Here is a 17,698-nt window from a genome sequence, read left to right on the forward strand (position 1 = left end):
AAGGGTGACGATCGCCAAAGGCCGAGGGGACATCGGTTATCGCGCAGGCAAGATCGCGCGTGTCCCGCTGCGCGTTCTGGACGGCGCGGGCGACCAGATGTCGTTCTACGGACGCGCCATCGGATGGTCTCCGCGCACCATCCGCCGCTATCCCAAGGAGCTGCTCCGGCTGCTCGCCGAGGTCGCCTTCGGGTCCGGTGGCCTCGCGGTCATCGGCGGCACCATCGGCGTCATGATCCTGATGTCCGGATTCACCGGCGTGGTGGTCGGCCTCCAGGGTGCCAACGCACTCGACCAGCTGGGGTCGCAGGCCCTCACAGGATTCCTTGCTGCCTACGCCAACACCCGTGAGGTCGCGCCGCTCGTCGCCGGCCTCGCGTTGTCGGCGACAGTCGGATGTGGTTTCACGGCCCAGCTCGGCGCCATGCGTATCTCGGAAGAGATCGACGCGCTCGAGACGATGGCCGTGCCGTCGATCCCGTTCTTGGTGACCACCCGCGTGCTCGCCGGTTTCATCGCGGTCATCCCGCTGTACGTGCTCGGCTTGTTGTCGGCCTATTTCGCGTCCCGCCTGATAGCCACGCAATTTACCGGCCAATCCGCCGGTTCGTACGATCACTACTTCAACCTCTTCTTGCCACCGGCAGACGTCTTGTGGTCTTTCGGCAAGGTCATGATCTTCGCGTTCGTGATCATCCTGGTGCACTGCTACTACGGCTACTACGCCACCGGCGGTCCCGCCGGCGTCGGCGTGGCCGTCGGGCACGCTGTTCGCGCTGCCCTGGTGATCATCGCGGTCCTCGACTTCTTCCTCGGTCTGGCCATCTGGGGCACCACGACGTCCGTCAGAGTGGGGGGCTGATCCATGCAGGCACTCAAACGCAGAGCGCTTGGTCTGGTGTTCTTCCTGGTCGTCGCGCTGTTCCTGACGCTGACGATCATGCAGTACAACAAATCGTTCACGAAGTTCGTCGACGTCAAGCTCAACACCACGTCGGCAGGCAACGCGCTACCCAACAACGCCGATGTGAAGGCTCGCGGACTCATCGTCGGGGAGGTGCGCAGCGTCGAGCCGAACCTGGAAGACGGCTCGGTGGTTGTCACCCTGGGCTTGCAGCCCGACAAGGTGGACCTGCTGCCGACCGATACGACGGCCCGGATCCTGCCGAAGACCTTGTTCGGAGAGCGGTACGTGGCGTTGCAGATCCCGGACGGCCAAGAAGGCAGCGAGGGTGACCACCTGAGCAACGGCTCGTCGATCGACGAGGACAAGTCCGGTAACGCGGTTGAACTCCAAGAACTGTTCGACCAGTTGCTGCCCGTGTTGGACGCCATCCCGCCGGCCGAGCTGAACGTGACCCTGTCCGCCCTGTCCAAAGCCCTCGCGGGCAACGGCGAGCGTCTCGGCACCTCGTTCGAGCAGCTCAACACCGTCTTCAAGGGGATCAACGAGAACATGCCCGAACTCCAGGGCACCCTCCGCGGTCTGGCCAGCTTCTCGCAGACGTACTCCGAAGCGCTGCCCGACCTCATCGACTCGCTCGACACCTTGCGCACCACGACCAACACCCTCGTCGAGCGCCAGGGCGACCTGCGCACGGTGATCGCGGCGGTCACCCAGGTGGCGATCGATGGAACCGGTTTCCTCGAGACCAACCGTCGGGACCTCGTCGACCTGGCCATCCAGTCGGAGCCGTTGCTGACGGCACTGGCCCGGCAGTCGCCGGCGTTCGGGTGCACGTTCAAGAACTTCGCGGGTCTGGTTCCCGAGGCCAACGTGATCACGGGCGCGGGCACCGAGAACCCGGGTGTCCGGGTGAACCTGCAGTTCGTCAACCCCCGTGGCCGGTACCTGCCGAATCAGGACGAGCCGCGATTGTTCGATGAGCGTGGACCCATCTGCTACGACCAGCCCACCAACGGCAGGCCGTTCCCGCAGTACCCCGCAGGCTCGGTCAACGACGGCTCGTACCAGCCGCCGTCGCGCAACGCCGGCCCTCGGAACGTCCCCACACTGCCCGAACCGCAGTACTCCGCGATGCCCGATGGCACCGCGACACCGGCACAAGAGCCCGCCACCAACTACAGCGATCCGAGGAACAAGCTGCAGATACAGGCAATCGTCGCCGCAGCGGCAGGTAAGGAGCCGTCAGAGGTGCCCAGCTGGATCGGTTTGATCGCAGCCCCCACAGTGCAGGGACAGCAGGTGAGCATCCGATGAAGAGTTTGGTCGGACCACTCATCAAGCTGATCATCTTCGCCGTGGTCACCGTGTTCGCCACCGCTGTACTCGGGTTCGCCGTCGCCAACGGCGGTGCCGGTGGCGGTACGGACTTCAAAGCGGTGTTCACCGATGCCACGCAGGTGGCCCCGGGTGACGACGTCAGGATCGCCGGCGTGCGTGTCGGTCAGGTCAGCGGTGTCGAGATCGTCGACCGCGACAAGGCCGAAGTTGCCTTCTCGGTGGACCGTGGCGAACTCCCGGCCGGCGTCCGGGTTGCCATCAAACTCCGGAACCTGACCGGTCAGCGTTACCTCGCGCTCGAGAAGGGGCCGGGCGACACGGCGGACACCATCGGCGGCGGGACGACCATCGGGCTGTCCCAGACCACTGAGGCGATCAACCTGACCGAATTGTTCAACGGCTTCCGCCCGCTGTTCCAGCAGCTGACCGCAGACGACGTGAACAAACTGTCGGCCGAGATCATCAAGGTGTTCCAAGGTGAGAGCGGAACGATCTCCGAACTGGTCCGCGACACCGCGAGCCTGACGAACACGATCGCAGACCGCGATCAGGTGATCGGGCAGCTGATCGACAACCTGAACGTGGTGCTGAAGAACCTCAACGAGCACGACGACCAGTTCACCCAGCTGTTGACGAACACAGAGAAGTTCGTCACCGGTCTGGCGAACCAGAAGGAGTCGGTCGGCTCGGCGATCACGTCACTGTCCAACCTGACGGCCGTGACCGCTTCGATCCTGCAACCGACCCGCCCTGCCATCCAGGGATCGATCGCAGCACTCAACGATCTGGGACAGACAGTCGTCGAGCGGCAGGACGAGATCAAGCAGACGTTGACCACCCTGCCGATCAAGCTCCAGAAGATCGGCCGCGCAGCGACCTTCGGTTCGTGGTTCCAGTTCTATCTCTGTGGCTTGGACGTCACGGCGGGGAACGGTCAGAGCAACCTGCTCACGCAACCGCTGATCCCGCTGCCCGACATCAACCACGTCCTGTACACGAGCGCAGCGACACGCTGCTGGGCGAACGAGGATCCACCGTGACCAACACGACGACCAGGGGGGTGACCGCATGACCGATCGACGAACCATCAAACGCAGTCCTGTCACCATCGGATTCATCGGCATCTTGATCCTGCTGATGTTGTCGACGTCGGCGTTCTTTCTGCAGTCCCTGCCGTTGATCGGCGCGGGCATCACCTACAAGGCAGATTTCTCCGAAGCTGCCGGCCTGCAATCGGGCGCCGAGGTACGAGTCGCAGGCGTCAAGGTCGGCAACGTTCGTAAAGTCGAGCTCAAGGGTGACCGCGTCCGGGTGGACATGCAGGTCGACCAGGCCTGGATCGGTAACCAGACATCGGCCTCGATCCAGATCAAGACCGTGCTGGGCCAGAAGTACATCGCTCTCGATCCGGCAGGCAACGAACTGGCGGACCCGAAGCAGGTCATCCCGCTGGAACGGACGACGTCGCCCTATGACGTCATCGAGGCGTTCTCCGATGCCGCCGAGCAGGTCGAGGAACTCGACACCAACCAGCTGGCGACCAGCATGCGGACGCTGTCGGATGCGTTCTCCGGGACACCTGCGGATCTGCGGTCGTCACTCGACGGCCTCACCCGCCTGTCGGAGACCATCGCGAGTCGTGATCAGAAGGTGCAAGAGCTGCTCGCGGCCACCGCGGACACCTCCAAGCTGCTCGCCGACCGCAACCAGGAGTTCGAACGACTGATCTCGGGTGCCGGCGAACTGCTCGGGGAATTGAACAATCGCCAGCAGGCCATCTCGGTGCTGCTCTCGAGCACCATCACGCTGTCGGACACGCTGACGGGCATCGTCAAGGACAACCAGGAGCAGATCGGTCCCACGCTGGAAACCCTGCGTCAGGTGATCGAGATCCTCAACGACCAGAACGAAAACCTGCGGCAGTCTCTGACGTACATGGCGCCTTTCTACCGCCTCTACGCCAACGTGCTGGGTAGCGGTCGCTGGTTCGACTCCGTCGTGACGAACCTGCTCCCGCCGGCACTGCCGCAGCAGAACACGACTCGATTCCCTGTTCAGCAGGAGCAACTGCCGAACGGTGGCGGAACGGTGGCCGGACAATGATGACGTCGGCAAGCAACATGCAGGACACCCGCGGACCGGGACGGTGGTTCACGCCACGGCACATCGTGTTCCTGGTGATCGGGCTGATCCTCGCCCTGCTGGTCGCCGGATCGCTGTGGTGGGTGTTCCAACGGGTCACCGCCACAAAGATCACGGCCTACTTCCAGAGCAGCGTCGGCATCTACGACGGCAGCGACGTGCGGGTGCTCGGCGTCCCCGTCGGAACGGTCGGCAAGGTGACCCCCGAAGGCGACCGGGTGAAGGTCGAGATGACCGTCCAAGGCGACGTCTCGCTGCCCAAGGACGTGGGGGCCGTGCAGGTCACCCCGTCAGTGGTCGCCGACCGATACGTTCAGCTGACGCCGGTGTATGTCGAAGGACCCAAGGCGCCGCAGGACTTCACGTTGCAGCTCGACAAGACAATGGTTCCTGTCGAGGTCGACGAACTGTACTCATCCGTGCAGAAGCTGTCGGATTCGCTGGGACCGGAGGGCGCCAACAAGGACGGCGCGGTCTCCGAATTGGTGGCCACCGGTGCGGAGAACCTGGCCGGTAACGGCGAGGCACTCAACGAGACGATCAGTGGCCTGTCCAAGGCCGCGAACACCTTGAACGAGTCGCGAGGCAACATCGTCGACACCGTCAAGAACCTCGACAGTTTCGTCGGCATGCTCGCCCGCAACGACGCCCAGGTGCGTCAGTTCAACACCCAGATGGCTGATTTCACGACATTCCTCGCCGGTGAACGCGATCAACTCGGGACCGCCCTGGACAAGTTGTCCATCGCACTCGGTGACGTCGCCGGATTCGTCGAGGACAACCGGGAATCCTTGGGCGCGCGGGTCAACGAGCTGATCCCGACCACCCAGATGCTGGTGGACACGAAGGAATACCAGAAAGAGATCCTGACGTCGCTGCCGCTGGCGCTGTCGAATCTGGTGAACGCGTACAACGCAGAATCGGGAACCCTCGACCTGCACCTGACGCTGCCAGAACTGCAGGACCTGCTGGGAGCGCAGTGTGGGCTCCTCGATCTCGGCCAGCTCAAGCCCGGCGACCCCGCGTTCGTCGAGTTCAGCAAGACGCTGCGACCGCTCATCGACCAGTGCACCAACGTCGCCGACCAGATCCAGGACGGCATCAAGACACCGACCCTGAACCTGCCGTTCGGCATCTTCAGCACCGAGAACCAGCAGCGCAGTGGCCCGGTTCCGGGAACGGTGCCAGGCACTCCCGATCCAGGACTGGAGGGTGAGAACTGATGAGATCACCCAGACGCGCGACGGCTCGCAAAGCCGGTGCCGCCGCCATGATCGGTGCCGCGGTCATCGCGATCGCCGGTTGCGGAACACAAGGTCTGCAGTCGGTCCCGCTGCCCGGTGGGGTCTCGCTCGGCGACAACCCGCGGACCTACAAGCTGCAGTTCACCGACGTGCTGGACCTCGTCCCGCAGGCGACCGTGAAGTTCAACGGCATCCAGGTCGGACGGGTGACCGAGATCAAGGTCGCCCCGGACCAGTGGACGGCCGAGGTCGCCATCGAGGTGCAGAACAGCGTCGACCTGTCCGACAAGGCCATGGCCGAGGTCCAGCAGACCAACCTGCTGGGGGAGAAGTACGTCGCGCTGGAGGACCCTGAAGAGAACTCCGACCTGCCGCGTCAGAACTCCGCTCAGGTCATCGGCTGCCCCGAAGTGGGGGCGCCGGATTGCCGTACCCGGACCGCGACCGACGTCGAACAGGTGCTCGGTGCGTTGTCACTGCTCCTCAACGGTGGCGGCATCAATCAGCTCAAGCCGATCGTGGACGAGCTGAACAACGCCCTGGAAGGCCGCGAGAGCGAGGTCAAGGGCCTGCTCAACGAGACCGCTCGACTGATCAGCGGTCTCGACGAGCAAAAAGAGAACATCGTCTCCGCGCTCGACGGTCTCGACAAGCTGTCGAACCGTGCGCGCAGTCAGACCGATCAGATCAACCGTGTTCTCGACGAGTTGCCACGGGGCATCGCCGTTCTCGAGGAGCAGCGGCCGCAGTTCGTGACCATGCTGCAGCAGCTCGACCGTCTCGGCGAGGTCGGCGTGCAGGTGCTCGGAACCGCTCGCGAGGAGATCATCACCGATCTCAAAGCATTGCGGCCGACCCTGCAGGCACTTGCCGGTGCCGCTCCGGACCTGATCACCGCGTCGCCGCTGCTGTTCACCTACCCCTTCCCGGATGCTTTGCTGCCGGGCGTGAAGGGTGACTCGACCAACCTGTTCGCGAATCTCGATCTCAGGTTGCTCAACCAGCTCGAGGCGCTCGGTGTCGGTCAGGGTGAACCGGTGTACAGCCCACCCAAGACGGGCCCGTTGCCGATCATCGACCCGAAGAATCCGTACTACAACGGCAACGGACCGCGGCTCGGGTGGCCGACGATCACCCTCCTGCCGTTGCCCAACGCGAGGCCGGGGCCCAACACCCCGCCGTCGGGTGGGCAGTACGCGCTGATGCCCGAGGACCGGGCCGAGCACAACTTCCTGCAAGCTCCACTCGCGCTGCTCTCCGGAGCAGTCGGGCAGACCGCGGGGACCCAAACCACGACTACCCAGCCTGGAGGTGCCCCGTGATCTCGAAACTGGTCAAGTGGCAGCTCGTGATCTTCGTGATCGTCGGTGTGGTCGCCATCGTCTATGTCGGTTCCACTTACGCCAAGCTCGATCGGCTCGTGGGCATCGGGTCGTACACGGTGAAGGCTCAGTTCTCCGATTCGGGCGGAATCTTCACCAACGGTGAGGTGACCTACCAGGGTGTGCCGGTCGGCCGCGTCGGCGCGCTGACGCTGCTGCCGGACGGTGTCGAGGTCGCTTTGGTGCTCGACTCGGACGGGCCGAAGATTCCCGATTCTGCGATGGCTGTCGTCGCGAACCGGTCGGCGATCGGCGAGCAGTATGTCGATCTGCGACCGACGAACAACGACGGTCCGTATCTGAAGAACAACTCCGTCATCACCAACACCGACACCCCGCCCGCACTCGACGGGGTCCTCAAGTCAGCGGTCGACTTCACCGAATCGATCCCGGTGGAAGACCTGACCACGGTGGTGACCGAGTTGGGCAACGCGTTCAACGGGAACGCCGACAACCTGCGGTCGCTGATCGACTCGCTGACCAACCTGTCGCAGGCCGGCGTCGACAACCTGCCCGAGACCATCTCGCTGATCCAGAACAGTGATGTGGTGCTCGGAACGCAGGCCGAACAGGCCGATGAGATCCTGGCGTGGTCGAGCAACCTGAAGTTGATCACCCAGACCCTGCAGGCGTCCGATCCCGCGATCCGGAGGCTGCTGACGACCGGCACGACCAGCGCTACGCAGATCTCCCGTCTGCTCCAGGACAGCGGCGGCGACATCACCACCGTCGTCCGCAACCTCGCCGAGGATGTCCGGACGATCTCGCCCACCTTCTTTGCGGTGAGTCCTTCCTTGGCGTTGTTGTCTGCGCTCTCGAGCGGTAGCTACAGCCCCGCGCCGGGCGACGGCACGATCCACTTCGGCATCGTGCTCGAGGTGAACAATCCCCCCGCGTGCACGCTCGGCTACGAGGGCACCGAGGAGATCATCGCCGAAGAGAAGCGGAAGAATCCCGACTTCGACATCAACTACGACGATTTCCCGTTCAATACTGACGCGAAATGTACTGTCGCGCAGGGAAATCCGACCGATGTTCGCGGCGCGGCACGCTCCGTCTACTCGAACCCGAACATCCCGCAACCGTGGGACGACAACCCGAAGAAGATGCCGGACACCCTCAACCTCAACCCCATTGCGGAACAGATCGCGTTCCTTCTGGGCGTGCGCGACAAGTGATCCGGGCGGCGGCAAAGGCGGCGGGGTCTGACCTCTCAGCCGGCGTGTGTACCTTGGGCGGGCGATGACTGACAAACCCAAGCCCGGCCGACAGCGACGTCTCGGTTCGCAACGGCTGTGGCTGCGGATCTCGGCTGCCCTCGCGGTGGTCGGACTCGTGGCCGCAGTGGTGTGCACCGGCGTCTTCGGATACCAGTGGTACGACGCCAAGTTCAATGTCCAGGCCACACAGCAGGCCCGCGACGACGCCCAAGACGGTGCCGAGCAGGTGATGCTCAACGTCACCAACATCGATCCCGCGAACATGACCGCGTACCGGGAACAGCTCAACTCGTCGCTGGTCGACGAGGCGGCCAATCAGGTGACCCCGGAGACATTCCAGCAGCTGGTCACCGAAGGTGAGGCGAACGGCGGTGCGTCGGCGAAGCTGACGTCGTCGATCGTGCGCAGCGGCGTCGTCGAGTTCAACAAAGAAGACGAGACGGCGAAGGTGATCGTCTACGTCGAGTCGGTGCGCTCGGTGGCGAATCAGGAGCCGGTGACCCTGCAGTCGGGGTTCTCGGTGGGGGTTCGCAAGGTGGACGGTACGTGGAAGGCCTCGGACATCCAGCCGCTCGATGCCTTCGCTCTGCAGGACCCGGCCGCCGGTGCGCCCGCGCCCGCCGACCCCTCTGCCGTACCCGCGCCCGCCACCACTGCGCCGGGAGGAAATTGATGACCAACCAGCCACCCCGCAGGCCCGGCCGACCGGCCGGACCGCGCGGCAAGATCCGTATCGCAGGCAGCGGCCCGGCCAAGGGCAAGCTGACGGGCCCGGAGGACGAGTCTCCAGAGGCCGCAGGAGCCCAGACCCCGGACGCCCAGACCCCGGACGCCCAGACCCCGGCAGCTGATGTCGAAGCACCGGAGTCGTCACGGTCAGGCGCAGAGGCGACCGACGACGCAACAGCGGCGGTCGCGGATCCGGCGTCGACTGATGCCGATGACACCGTGTCCCTCGACAAGGCAGACCGCAGAACCCGGCCGGTGGCCAAGAGTGCGTCGCTGAAGAAGCCCGCCCGGGCCGATGGCGGCGTCGACGGCTCGGCCAAGCGTCCGACAGCGCAGGGCGCCACTGCCGCGCCGGCCCGCAGTGGATTCCTGACCTGGCGCAAGGTCGCGGCGGTGGCAAGCGTGGCAGTGTTGTTCGCGGTCCTGGCCATCGTGCTGGCCTTCAAGCCGGGTGCGAAGACCGAATCGAACGACGCGTTCCTCGACGCCGCTGCCACCAGTGAGCTCAAGGCGCAGGCAGGCGATCGGATGTGCACCGTCCTGGGTGTCGACCCGGTCAATTTCGACGACTGGGCGGCGCGGGCGAAGGCAGCGCTGACCGGCGAGTACATCAACGAGTTCAACGAATACCTGCAGGCCAACAGGGACCTCGCCACGCAGACCGGCCAGGGCGCCGAGTGCAAGGTCGACCTCATCGGGATCAGCAACATGGACGACACGCGCGCCAATGTGATCGGAACCTTCGTGCTGAGCAACACCCAGCAGGGTGTCGCGGTCCTGGGCACTCCCAATCTCGCACGCGTGGACGTCGGCCTGGAAAAAGTCGACGGCCAGTGGCTCATCAGCCGCATCTCTGATTTCTGAGTTCGGCTTCAAAGATTTTTTAACGACGGAATCCGCGCGTTCCTCTTGACGCCGGGCCGCCCAGGTTGCAGTCTGTTCGCAGTAACCAAAAGGGGTTGTTCACGTGCGCCCTTTTTCTGGTACAGTTGGACGTTGCGCTGGCTGCCTCCTGTCCACCTCACGATTTCACCTTCCGACCACACAACCGTGGTGCCTCGGGTGATCGCCGTTGACCAGGTCGTACAGCAGCGAAACACCACCTAGGCACTACGAGTAATTCGTGTTGGAAGGACATATCTTGGCAGTCTCCCGCCAGTCCACCTCAACCATTCCAGGTGCGCCTCGGCGCGCCTCGTTCGCAAAGCTCAGCGAGCCCCTTGAAGTACCCGGACTGCTTGATGTGCAGCTCGAGTCCTTCGAATGGCTGGTCGGGTCCGCGGAATGGCGTGAGCGCGCTGCATCTCGCGGCGATGCAAACCCTACCGGCGGTCTGGAGGACATCCTCACCGAACTGTCTCCGATCGAAGACTTCTCCGGGTCCATGTCGCTCTCCTTCTCCGACCCTCGGTTCGACGAGGTCAAGGCCTCCGTCGAAGAGTGCAAAGACAAGGACATGACGTACGCGGCTCCGCTGTTCGTCACCGCGGAGTTCATCAACAACAACACCGGCGAGATCAAGTCGCAGACCGTCTTCATGGGCGACTTCCCGATCATGACCGACAAGGGCAGCTTCGTCATCAACGGCACCGAGCGTGTCGTGGTGAGCCAGCTGGTGCGTAGCCCCGGTGTGTACTTCGACGCCAACATCGACAAGACGACCGAGAAGACGCTGCACAGCGTCAAGGTCATCCCGGGCCGTGGCGCCTGGCTCGAGTTCGACGTCGACAAGCGCGACACCGTCGGTGTGCGCATCGACCGCAAGCGTCGGCAGTCGGTGACCGTGCTCCTCAAGGCCCTCGGCTGGACCAAGGAGCAGATCGAAGAGCGCTTCGGCTTCTCCGAGATCATGATGTCGACCCTGGAGAAGGACAACACCGCAGGCACCGATGAGGCGCTGCTCGAGGTCTACCGCAAGCTGCGTCCGGGCGAGCCCCCCACGAAGGAGTCCGCGCAGACCCTGCTGGAGAACCTGTTCTTCAAGGAGAAGCGGTACGACCTGGCCAAGGTCGGTCGCTACAAGGTCAACAAGAAGCTCGGCCTGGTCGAGAACCCGATGGCCGGCGCACCCGTGCTGACCGAAGAGGACATCGTCGCGACGGTCGAGTACCTGGTGCGTCTGCACGAGGCCGATCCCAACGTCACCAGCATGATGACCGTTCCCGGTGGTGTTCCGGTGCCGGTCGAGGTCGACGACATCGATCACTTCGGCAACCGTCGCCTGCGTACCGTCGGCGAGCTCATCCAGAATCAGATCCGCGTGGGCCTGTCCCGCATGGAGCGTGTCGTTCGCGAACGTATGACGACCCAGGACGTCGAGGCCATCACGCCGCAGACCCTGATCAACATCCGTCCCGTGGTCGCCGCGATCAAGGAGTTCTTCGGAACCTCGCAGCTGTCGCAGTTCATGGACCAGAACAACCCGCTGTCGGGTCTGACCCACAAGCGCCGCCTGTCGGCGCTGGGCCCCGGTGGTCTGTCCCGTGAGCGTGCCGGCCTCGAAGTCCGTGACGTCCACCCGTCGCACTACGGCCGCATGTGCCCGATCGAGACCCCGGAAGGCCCGAACATCGGCCTGATCGGATCGCTGTCGGTCTACGCGCGGGTCAACCCGTTCGGCTTCATCGAGACCCCGTACCGCAAGGTCGTCGACGGAACCGTCACCGACGAGGTCAACTACCTGACCGCCGACGAGGAAGACCGTTACCTCGTGGCCCAGGCGAACTCGCCGATCGGTGCCGACAACCGGTTCACCGACGATCGCGTCATGGTCCGTAAGAAGGGCTCGGAGATCGAGTACGTCCCGATCACCGATGTCCAGTACATGGACGTCAGCCCGCGTCAGATGGTGTCCGTGGCCACCGCCATGATCCCGTTCCTCGAGCACGACGATGCCAACCGTGCCCTGATGGGCGCGAACATGCAGCGTCAGGCGGTGCCGCTGGTTCGCAGCGAGTCCCCGCTGGTCGGTACCGGCATGGAGCTGCGTGCAGCTGTCGACGCCGGTGACGTCATCATCTCGGCGAAGTCGGGCGTGGTCGAAGAGGTCTCGGCCGACTACATCACCGTGATGGCAGACGACGGCACCCGCGACACGTTCCGGATGCGCAAGTTCGCCCGCTCGAACCAGGGCACCTGTGCCAACCAGCGTCCGATCGTGGACGAGGGTCAGCGCGTGGAGACCGGACAGGTCCTGGCCGACGGACCCTGCACCGATCAGGGTGAGATGGCCCTCGGGAAGAACCTGCTCGTGGCGATCATGCCGTGGGAAGGCCACAACTACGAGGACGCGATCATCCTGAGCCAGCGTCTGGTCGAAGAGGACGTGCTCACCTCGATTCACATCGAAGAGCACGAAATCGACGCCCGCGACACCAAGCTCGGTGCCGAGGAGATCACCCGGGACATCCCGAACGTCTCCGACGAGGTGCTCGCCGATCTCGACGAGCGCGGCATCATCCGTATCGGTGCCGAGGTTCGTGACGGCGACATCCTGGTCGGAAAGGTCACGCCGAAGGGCGAGACCGAGCTGACCCCGGAAGAGCGTCTGCTGCGCGCCATCTTCGGTGAGAAGGCGCGAGAAGTTCGCGACACCTCGCTCAAGGTTCCGCACGGTGAGACCGGCAAGGTCATCGGCATCCGCGTGTTCTCGCGTGATGACGACGACGATCTGCCTCCCGGTGTCAACGAGCTGGTCCGGGTGTACGTGGCCCAGAAGCGCAAGATCCAGGACGGCGACAAGCTCGCCGGCCGCCACGGCAACAAGGGCGTCATCGGCAAGATCCTTCCTGCCGAGGACATGCCCTTCCTGCCCGACGGCACCCCGGTCGACATCATCCTGAACACCCACGGTGTGCCGCGTCGTATGAACATCGGTCAGATCCTGGAGACCCACCTCGGGTGGATCGCCAAGACCGGCTGGAACATCAACGTTGCGGAGGGCACTCCGGAGTGGGCGTCGAAACTGCCCGAGGACATGCTCTCGGCAGAACCCGACACCAACACCGCCACCCCGGTGTTCGACGGCGCCACGGATGCGGAGCTGAACGGCCTGCTGGGCTCGACGCTTCCCAACCGTGACGGTGAAGTGATGGTCAACGCCGACGGCAAGGCGACCTTGTTCGACGGTCGCAGTGGCGAGCCGTTCCCGTACCCGGTCTCGGTCGGCTACATGTACATCATCAAGCTGCACCACTTGGTCGACGACAAGATCCACGCTCGTTCGACCGGGCCGTACTCGATGATCACGCAGCAGCCGCTCGGTGGTAAGGCGCAGTTCGGTGGACAGCGTTTCGGCGAGATGGAGTGCTGGGCCATGCAGGCCTACGGTGCGGCGTACACGCTGCAGGAGCTGCTCACCATCAAGTCGGACGACGTTGTCGGTCGCGTGAAGGTGTACGAGGCCATCGTCAAGGGCGAGAACATCCCGGAACCGGGTATCCCCGAGTCGTTCAAGGTGCTGCTGAAGGAACTTCAGTCGCTGTGCCTGAACGTCGAGGTACTCAGCTCCGATGGTGCCGCCATCGAGATGCGTGATGGCGACGACGAGGACCTGGAGCGGGCTGCGGCCAACCTGGGTATCAACCTGTCGCGCAACGAGTCGGCCACCGTCGATGACCTGGCCAACTGATCACTCTCCGCTTTTCCTGACTGAGCTACTGAAAGGTAAATAGTGCTCGACGTCAACTTTTTCGATGAACTGAAGATTGGCCTGGCCACCGCCGACGACATCCATAACTGGAGCTTCGGCGAGGTGAAGAAGCCGGAGACGATCAACTACCGCACGCTCAAGCCAGAGAAGGACGGCTTGTTCTGCGAGAAGATCTTCGGTCCCACCCGGGACTGGGAGTGCTACTGCGGCAAGTACAAGCGTGTCCGCTTCAAGGGCATCATCTGCGAGCGCTGCGGCGTCGAGGTCACTCGCGCCAAGGTGCGTCGTGAGCGGATGGGCCACATCGAGCTGGCCGCTCCCGTCACCCACATCTGGTACTTCAAGGGTGTGCCGAGCCGGTTGGGTTACCTGCTCGACCTGGCGCCGAAGGATCTCGAGAAGATCATCTACTTCGCCGCCTATGTGATCACCGCTGTCGACGACGAACTGCGTCACAACGAGAAGTCGACTCTCGAGGCCGAGATGGAGGTCGAGAAGAAGGGTGTCGCAGACACCCGGGACGCCGACCTCGAAGAGCGCGCCAAGAAGCTCGAAGAGGACCTGGCAGAGCTGGAGCGCGAAGGCGCCAAGGCCGATGCCCGCCGCAAGGTCAAGGATGCCGGCGAGCGCGAGATGCGCCGTATCCGCGACACCGCGCAGCGCGCCCTCGACGATCTCGAAGAGATCTGGGACAAGTTCGTGAAACTTGCTCCCAAGCAGATGATCATCGACGAGAAGCTCTACCGCGAGATCCAGGATCGTTACGGCGAGTACTTCACCGGAGCGATGGGTGCCGAGGCCATCAAGCGTCTGCTCGAGGACTTCGACATCGCGGCCGAGGCCGAGATCCTGCGCGACACGATCCGCAACGGCAAGGGCCAGAAGAAGCTTCGCGCCCTGAAGCGTCTGAAGGTCGTGGCTGCGTTCCACATGTCGGGTAACTCCCCGCTGGGCATGGTTCTCGACGCCGTGCCGGTGATCCCGCCGGAGCTCCGCCCGATGGTCCAGCTCGACGGTGGCCGTTTCGCGACGTCCGACCTGAACGACCTGTACCGCCGCGTGATCAACCGCAACAACCGCCTCAAGCGACTGATCGATCTGGGTGCGCCCGAGATCATCGTCAACAACGAGAAGCGGATGCTGCAGGAGTCGGTCGACGCACTGTTCGACAACGGCCGTCGTGGCCGTCCGGTCACCGGACCGGGTAACCGCCCGCTGAAGTCGTTGAGCGATCTGCTCAAGGGCAAGCAGGGTCGTTTCCGTCAGAACCTGCTCGGCAAGCGCGTCGACTACTCGGGCCGTTCGGTCATCGTCGTCGGCCCGCAGCTCAAGCTGCATCAGTGTGGCCTGCCCAAGCTGATGGCTCTCGAGCTGTTCAAGCCGTTCGTGATGAAGCGTCTGGTCGACCTGAATCAGGCACAGAACATCAAGTCCGCCAAGCGGATGGTGGAGCGTCAGCGCCCCGCCGTGTGGGACGTGCTCGAAGAGGTCATCGCCGAACACCCGGTGCTGCTCAACCGTGCTCCGACCCTGCACCGTCTGGGCATCCAGGCGTTCGAACCGCAGCTCGTCGAGGGCAAGGCCATCCAGCTCCACCCGCTCGTGTGTGAGGCGTTCAACGCCGACTTCGACGGTGACCAGATGGCAGTGCACCTGCCGCTGAGCGCCGAGGCGCAGGCCGAGGCCCGCATCTTGATGCTGTCCTCGAACAACATCCTGTCGCCCGCGTCGGGTCGTCCGCTGGCCATGCCGCGTCTGGACATGGTGACCGGTCTGTTCCACCTGACCACGCTGAAGAACGACGCGATCGGTGCATACACCGCTTCGTCGAACGACGACATCGAGCGCGGTGTGTACTCCACTCCGTCCGAGGCCCAGATGGCCGTGGACCGTGGATTGCTCAGCGTGCAGGCGCCGATCAAGGTTCGGCTGACGCATCAGCGTCCGACGCGCGAGATCGAGCGGGCTCAGTACCCGGAGGGCTGGAAGTTCGGCACCCCGTGGACCATCGAGACCACTCTCGGTCGCGTGCTGTTCAACGAGCTCCTGCCGAACGACTACCCGTTCGTCAACGAGCAGATGCCGAAGAAGCGTCAGGCCACGATCATCAATGACATGGCCGAGCGCTACCCGATGATCGTCGTCGCGCAGACCGTCGACAAGCTCAAGGACGCCGGCTTCTACTGGGCCACCCGCTCGGGTGTCACCATCGCCATGTCCGACGTGCTCGTTTCGCCGGACAAGGCAGCGATTCTCGACAAGTACGAGGAGCGGGCCGACGGCCTGGAGCGCAAGTTCCAGCGTGGTGCCCTCACCGGTGCAGAGCGTCGCGACGCCTTGGTGGAGATCTGGAAGCAGGCAACCGAAGAGGTTGGCGCCGACATGGAGCGTCACTACCCCGACGACAACCCGATTCCGATGATCGTGCAGTCCGGTGCCGCGGGCAACATGACCCAGATTCGCTCGCTCGCGGGCATGAAGGGTCTGGTGACCAACCCGAAGGGTGAGTTCATCCCGCGCCCGATCAAGTCCTCGTTCCGTGAGGGCCTGACTGTTGCCGAGTACTTCATCAACACGCACGGCGCCCGTAAGGGTCTGGCCGACACCGCGCTTCGTACCGCCGACTCGGGTTACCTGACCCGTCGTCTGGTGGACGTGTCGCAGGACGTCATCGTGCGTGAGACCGACTGTGGCACCGAGCGTGGCATCAACACGATCATCGCCGAGAAGCAGTCCGATGGATCGCTCATCCGTGACGCCCACGTCGAAACGTCTACGTACGCACGTACGTTGGCGACCGACGCGGTCGATGCGAACGGCAAGGTCATCATCGAGCGTGGATTCGATCTCGGTGACCCCGCGATCGAGGCCCTGCTCGAGGCCGGCATCTCGCAGGTCAAGGTCCGTTCGGTCCTGACCTGCAGCACCGGCACCGGCGTCTGCGCCACCTGCTACGGCCGCTCGATGGCGACCGGCAAGCTCGTCGACATCGGTGAGGCCGTCGGTATCGTCGCGGCCCAGTCGATCGGTGAGCCCGGTACCCAGCTGACCATGCGTACCTTCCACCAGGGTGGCGTCGGCGACGACATCACCGGTGGTCTGCCGCGTGTGCAGGAGCTGTTCGAGGCCCGTGTCCCGAAGGGCAAGGCCCCGATCGCCGAGGTCTCCGGACGTATCCGTCTCGAAGACGATGATCGCTTCTACAAGATGACCATCATCCCGGATGACGGTTCGGAAGAGGTTGTCTACGACAAGATCTCCAAGCGTCAGCGTCTGCGTGTGTTCAAGCACGACGACGGCAGTGAGCGTCTGCTCGCTGACGGCGACCACATCGAGGTCGGCCAGCAGCTCATGGAAGGTGCTGCCGATCCGCATGAGGTGCTGCGCATCATGGGGCCGCGTCAGGTGCAGGTGCACCTCGTCGGCGAGGTCCAGGAGGTCTACCGGAGCCAGGGTGTGTCGATCCACGACAAGCACATCGAGACGATCGTTCGTCAGATGCTGCGTCGCGTGACGATCATCGACTCCGGTGCCACCGAGTTCCTGCCCGGCTCGCTCACCGAGCGTGCCGAGTTCGAAGCGGCCAACCGTCGCGTCGTGTCCGAAGGTGGCGAGCCCGCCGCCGGACGTCCGGTGCTCATGGGTATCACCAAGGCATCGCTCGCAACCGAGTCCTGGTTGTCGGCGGCGTCGTTCCAGGAGACCACTCGCGTGCTCACCGATGCGGCCATCAACAGCCGTAGCGACAAGCTCGTCGGCCTCAAGGAGAACGTGATCATCGGTAAGCTCATCCCGGCCGGAACCGGTATCAACCGGTACCGGAACATCCAGGTGCAGCCGACCGAAGAAGCCCGCGCAGCTGCGTACGCGGTGCCGTCTTACGACGACACCTACTACAGCCCGGACGGCACCTTCGGTGCCCCGTCGGGTGCGGCTGTTCCGTTGGACGATTACGGATTCAGCAGCGACTACCGGTAGGTACTAGCAACTCAGGCGGGCGTCCCCTTTCGAGGGGGCGCCCGCTTTTTTGTGTCGTTCAGTGAATTCGCGCCACCTGCAGTCGAACGCGCCAGTTGCATCTGGCG

Annotated in this window: 11 protein-coding genes; all 11 read left to right on the forward strand. The window is 64.0% G+C overall.

Features of this window, described 5'->3' with window-relative positions:
* The first annotated feature begins 4 nt into the window (after positions 1–4).
* The 11 genes from DFR67_RS04800 to DFR67_RS04850 all read left to right on the forward strand — a co-directional run bounded on the left by DFR67_RS04800 (position 5) and on the right by DFR67_RS04850 (position 17,591).
* On the forward strand, positions 5–862 hold the full coding sequence (locus tag DFR67_RS04800; RefSeq protein WP_084893652.1) for an MlaE family ABC transporter permease: 858 nt from the start codon (positions 5–7) through the stop codon (positions 860–862).
* A gap of 3 nt (positions 863–865) precedes the next feature.
* Complete coding sequence (locus DFR67_RS04805) at positions 866–2,221, forward strand: MCE family protein (RefSeq protein ID WP_110468253.1); 1,356 nt, start codon at positions 866–868, stop codon at positions 2,219–2,221.
* Entirely contained in the window at positions 2,218–3,285 is a 1,068-nt protein-coding gene (locus tag DFR67_RS04810) for an MCE family protein (RefSeq protein ID WP_110468254.1), read from the forward strand. Before DFR67_RS04805 ends, DFR67_RS04810 begins: the two co-directional genes overlap by 4 nt.
* A 28-nt stretch (positions 3,286–3,313) precedes the next feature.
* Positions 3,314–4,348, forward strand: a complete 1,035-nt coding sequence (locus DFR67_RS04815) for an MCE family protein (protein WP_110468255.1) — start codon at positions 3,314–3,316, stop codon at positions 4,346–4,348.
* On the forward strand, positions 4,345–5,610 hold the full coding sequence (locus tag DFR67_RS04820; protein WP_425451244.1) for an MCE family protein: 1,266 nt from the start codon (positions 4,345–4,347) through the stop codon (positions 5,608–5,610). Before DFR67_RS04815 ends, DFR67_RS04820 begins: the two co-directional genes overlap by 4 nt.
* On the forward strand, positions 5,610–6,953 hold the full coding sequence (locus DFR67_RS04825; protein WP_110468256.1) for an MCE family protein: 1,344 nt from the start codon (positions 5,610–5,612) through the stop codon (positions 6,951–6,953). The genes DFR67_RS04820 and DFR67_RS04825 overlap by 1 nt, the downstream gene beginning before the upstream one ends.
* Complete coding sequence (locus tag DFR67_RS04830) at positions 6,950–8,191, forward strand: MCE family protein (protein ID WP_110468257.1); 1,242 nt, start codon at positions 6,950–6,952, stop codon at positions 8,189–8,191. Before DFR67_RS04825 ends, DFR67_RS04830 begins: the two co-directional genes overlap by 4 nt.
* A gap of 64 nt (positions 8,192–8,255) precedes the next feature.
* Positions 8,256–8,906 (forward strand): hypothetical protein, encoded by a 651-nt coding sequence (locus DFR67_RS04835; protein ID WP_110468258.1) that lies wholly within the window; start codon positions 8,256–8,258, stop codon positions 8,904–8,906.
* Positions 8,906–9,826 carry a hypothetical protein gene (locus tag DFR67_RS04840; RefSeq protein ID WP_110468259.1) on the forward strand — a complete coding sequence of 307 codons (921 nt, stop codon included), beginning with the start codon at positions 8,906–8,908 and terminating at the stop codon, positions 9,824–9,826. The genes DFR67_RS04835 and DFR67_RS04840 overlap by 1 nt, the downstream gene beginning before the upstream one ends.
* Positions 9,827–10,085: 259 nt before the next feature.
* Complete coding sequence (gene rpoB, locus DFR67_RS04845; RefSeq protein ID WP_211324940.1) at positions 10,086–13,592, forward strand: DNA-directed RNA polymerase subunit beta; 3,507 nt, start codon at positions 10,086–10,088, stop codon at positions 13,590–13,592.
* Between the two features lie 42 nt (positions 13,593–13,634).
* Positions 13,635–17,591 (forward strand): DNA-directed RNA polymerase subunit beta', encoded by a 3,957-nt coding sequence (locus DFR67_RS04850; protein ID WP_110468260.1) that lies wholly within the window; start codon positions 13,635–13,637, stop codon positions 17,589–17,591.
* The last annotated feature ends 107 nt before the right edge of the window (positions 17,592–17,698 follow it).

The sequence above is a fragment of the Williamsia limnetica genome (assembly GCF_003217475.1).
Taxonomy (GTDB): Bacteria; Actinomycetota; Actinomycetes; order Mycobacteriales; family Mycobacteriaceae; genus Williamsia; species Williamsia limnetica.

Coding starts and splice junctions, on each gene's coding strand:
- DFR67_RS04840 (WP_110468259.1), top strand. CDS start 8,906: ATGACCAACCAGCCACCCCGCAGGCCCGGCCGACCGGCCGGACCGCGC.
- DFR67_RS04825 (WP_110468256.1), top strand. CDS start 5,610: ATGAGATCACCCAGACGCGCGACGGCTCGCAAAGCCGGTGCCGCCGCC.
- DFR67_RS04805 (WP_110468253.1), top strand. CDS start 866: ATGCAGGCACTCAAACGCAGAGCGCTTGGTCTGGTGTTCTTCCTGGTC.
- DFR67_RS04815 (WP_110468255.1), top strand. CDS start 3,314: ATGACCGATCGACGAACCATCAAACGCAGTCCTGTCACCATCGGATTC.
- DFR67_RS04810 (WP_110468254.1), top strand. CDS start 2,218: ATGAAGAGTTTGGTCGGACCACTCATCAAGCTGATCATCTTCGCCGTG.
- DFR67_RS04820 (WP_425451244.1), top strand. CDS start 4,345: ATGATGACGTCGGCAAGCAACATGCAGGACACCCGCGGACCGGGACGG.
- DFR67_RS04835 (WP_110468258.1), top strand. CDS start 8,256: ATGACTGACAAACCCAAGCCCGGCCGACAGCGACGTCTCGGTTCGCAA.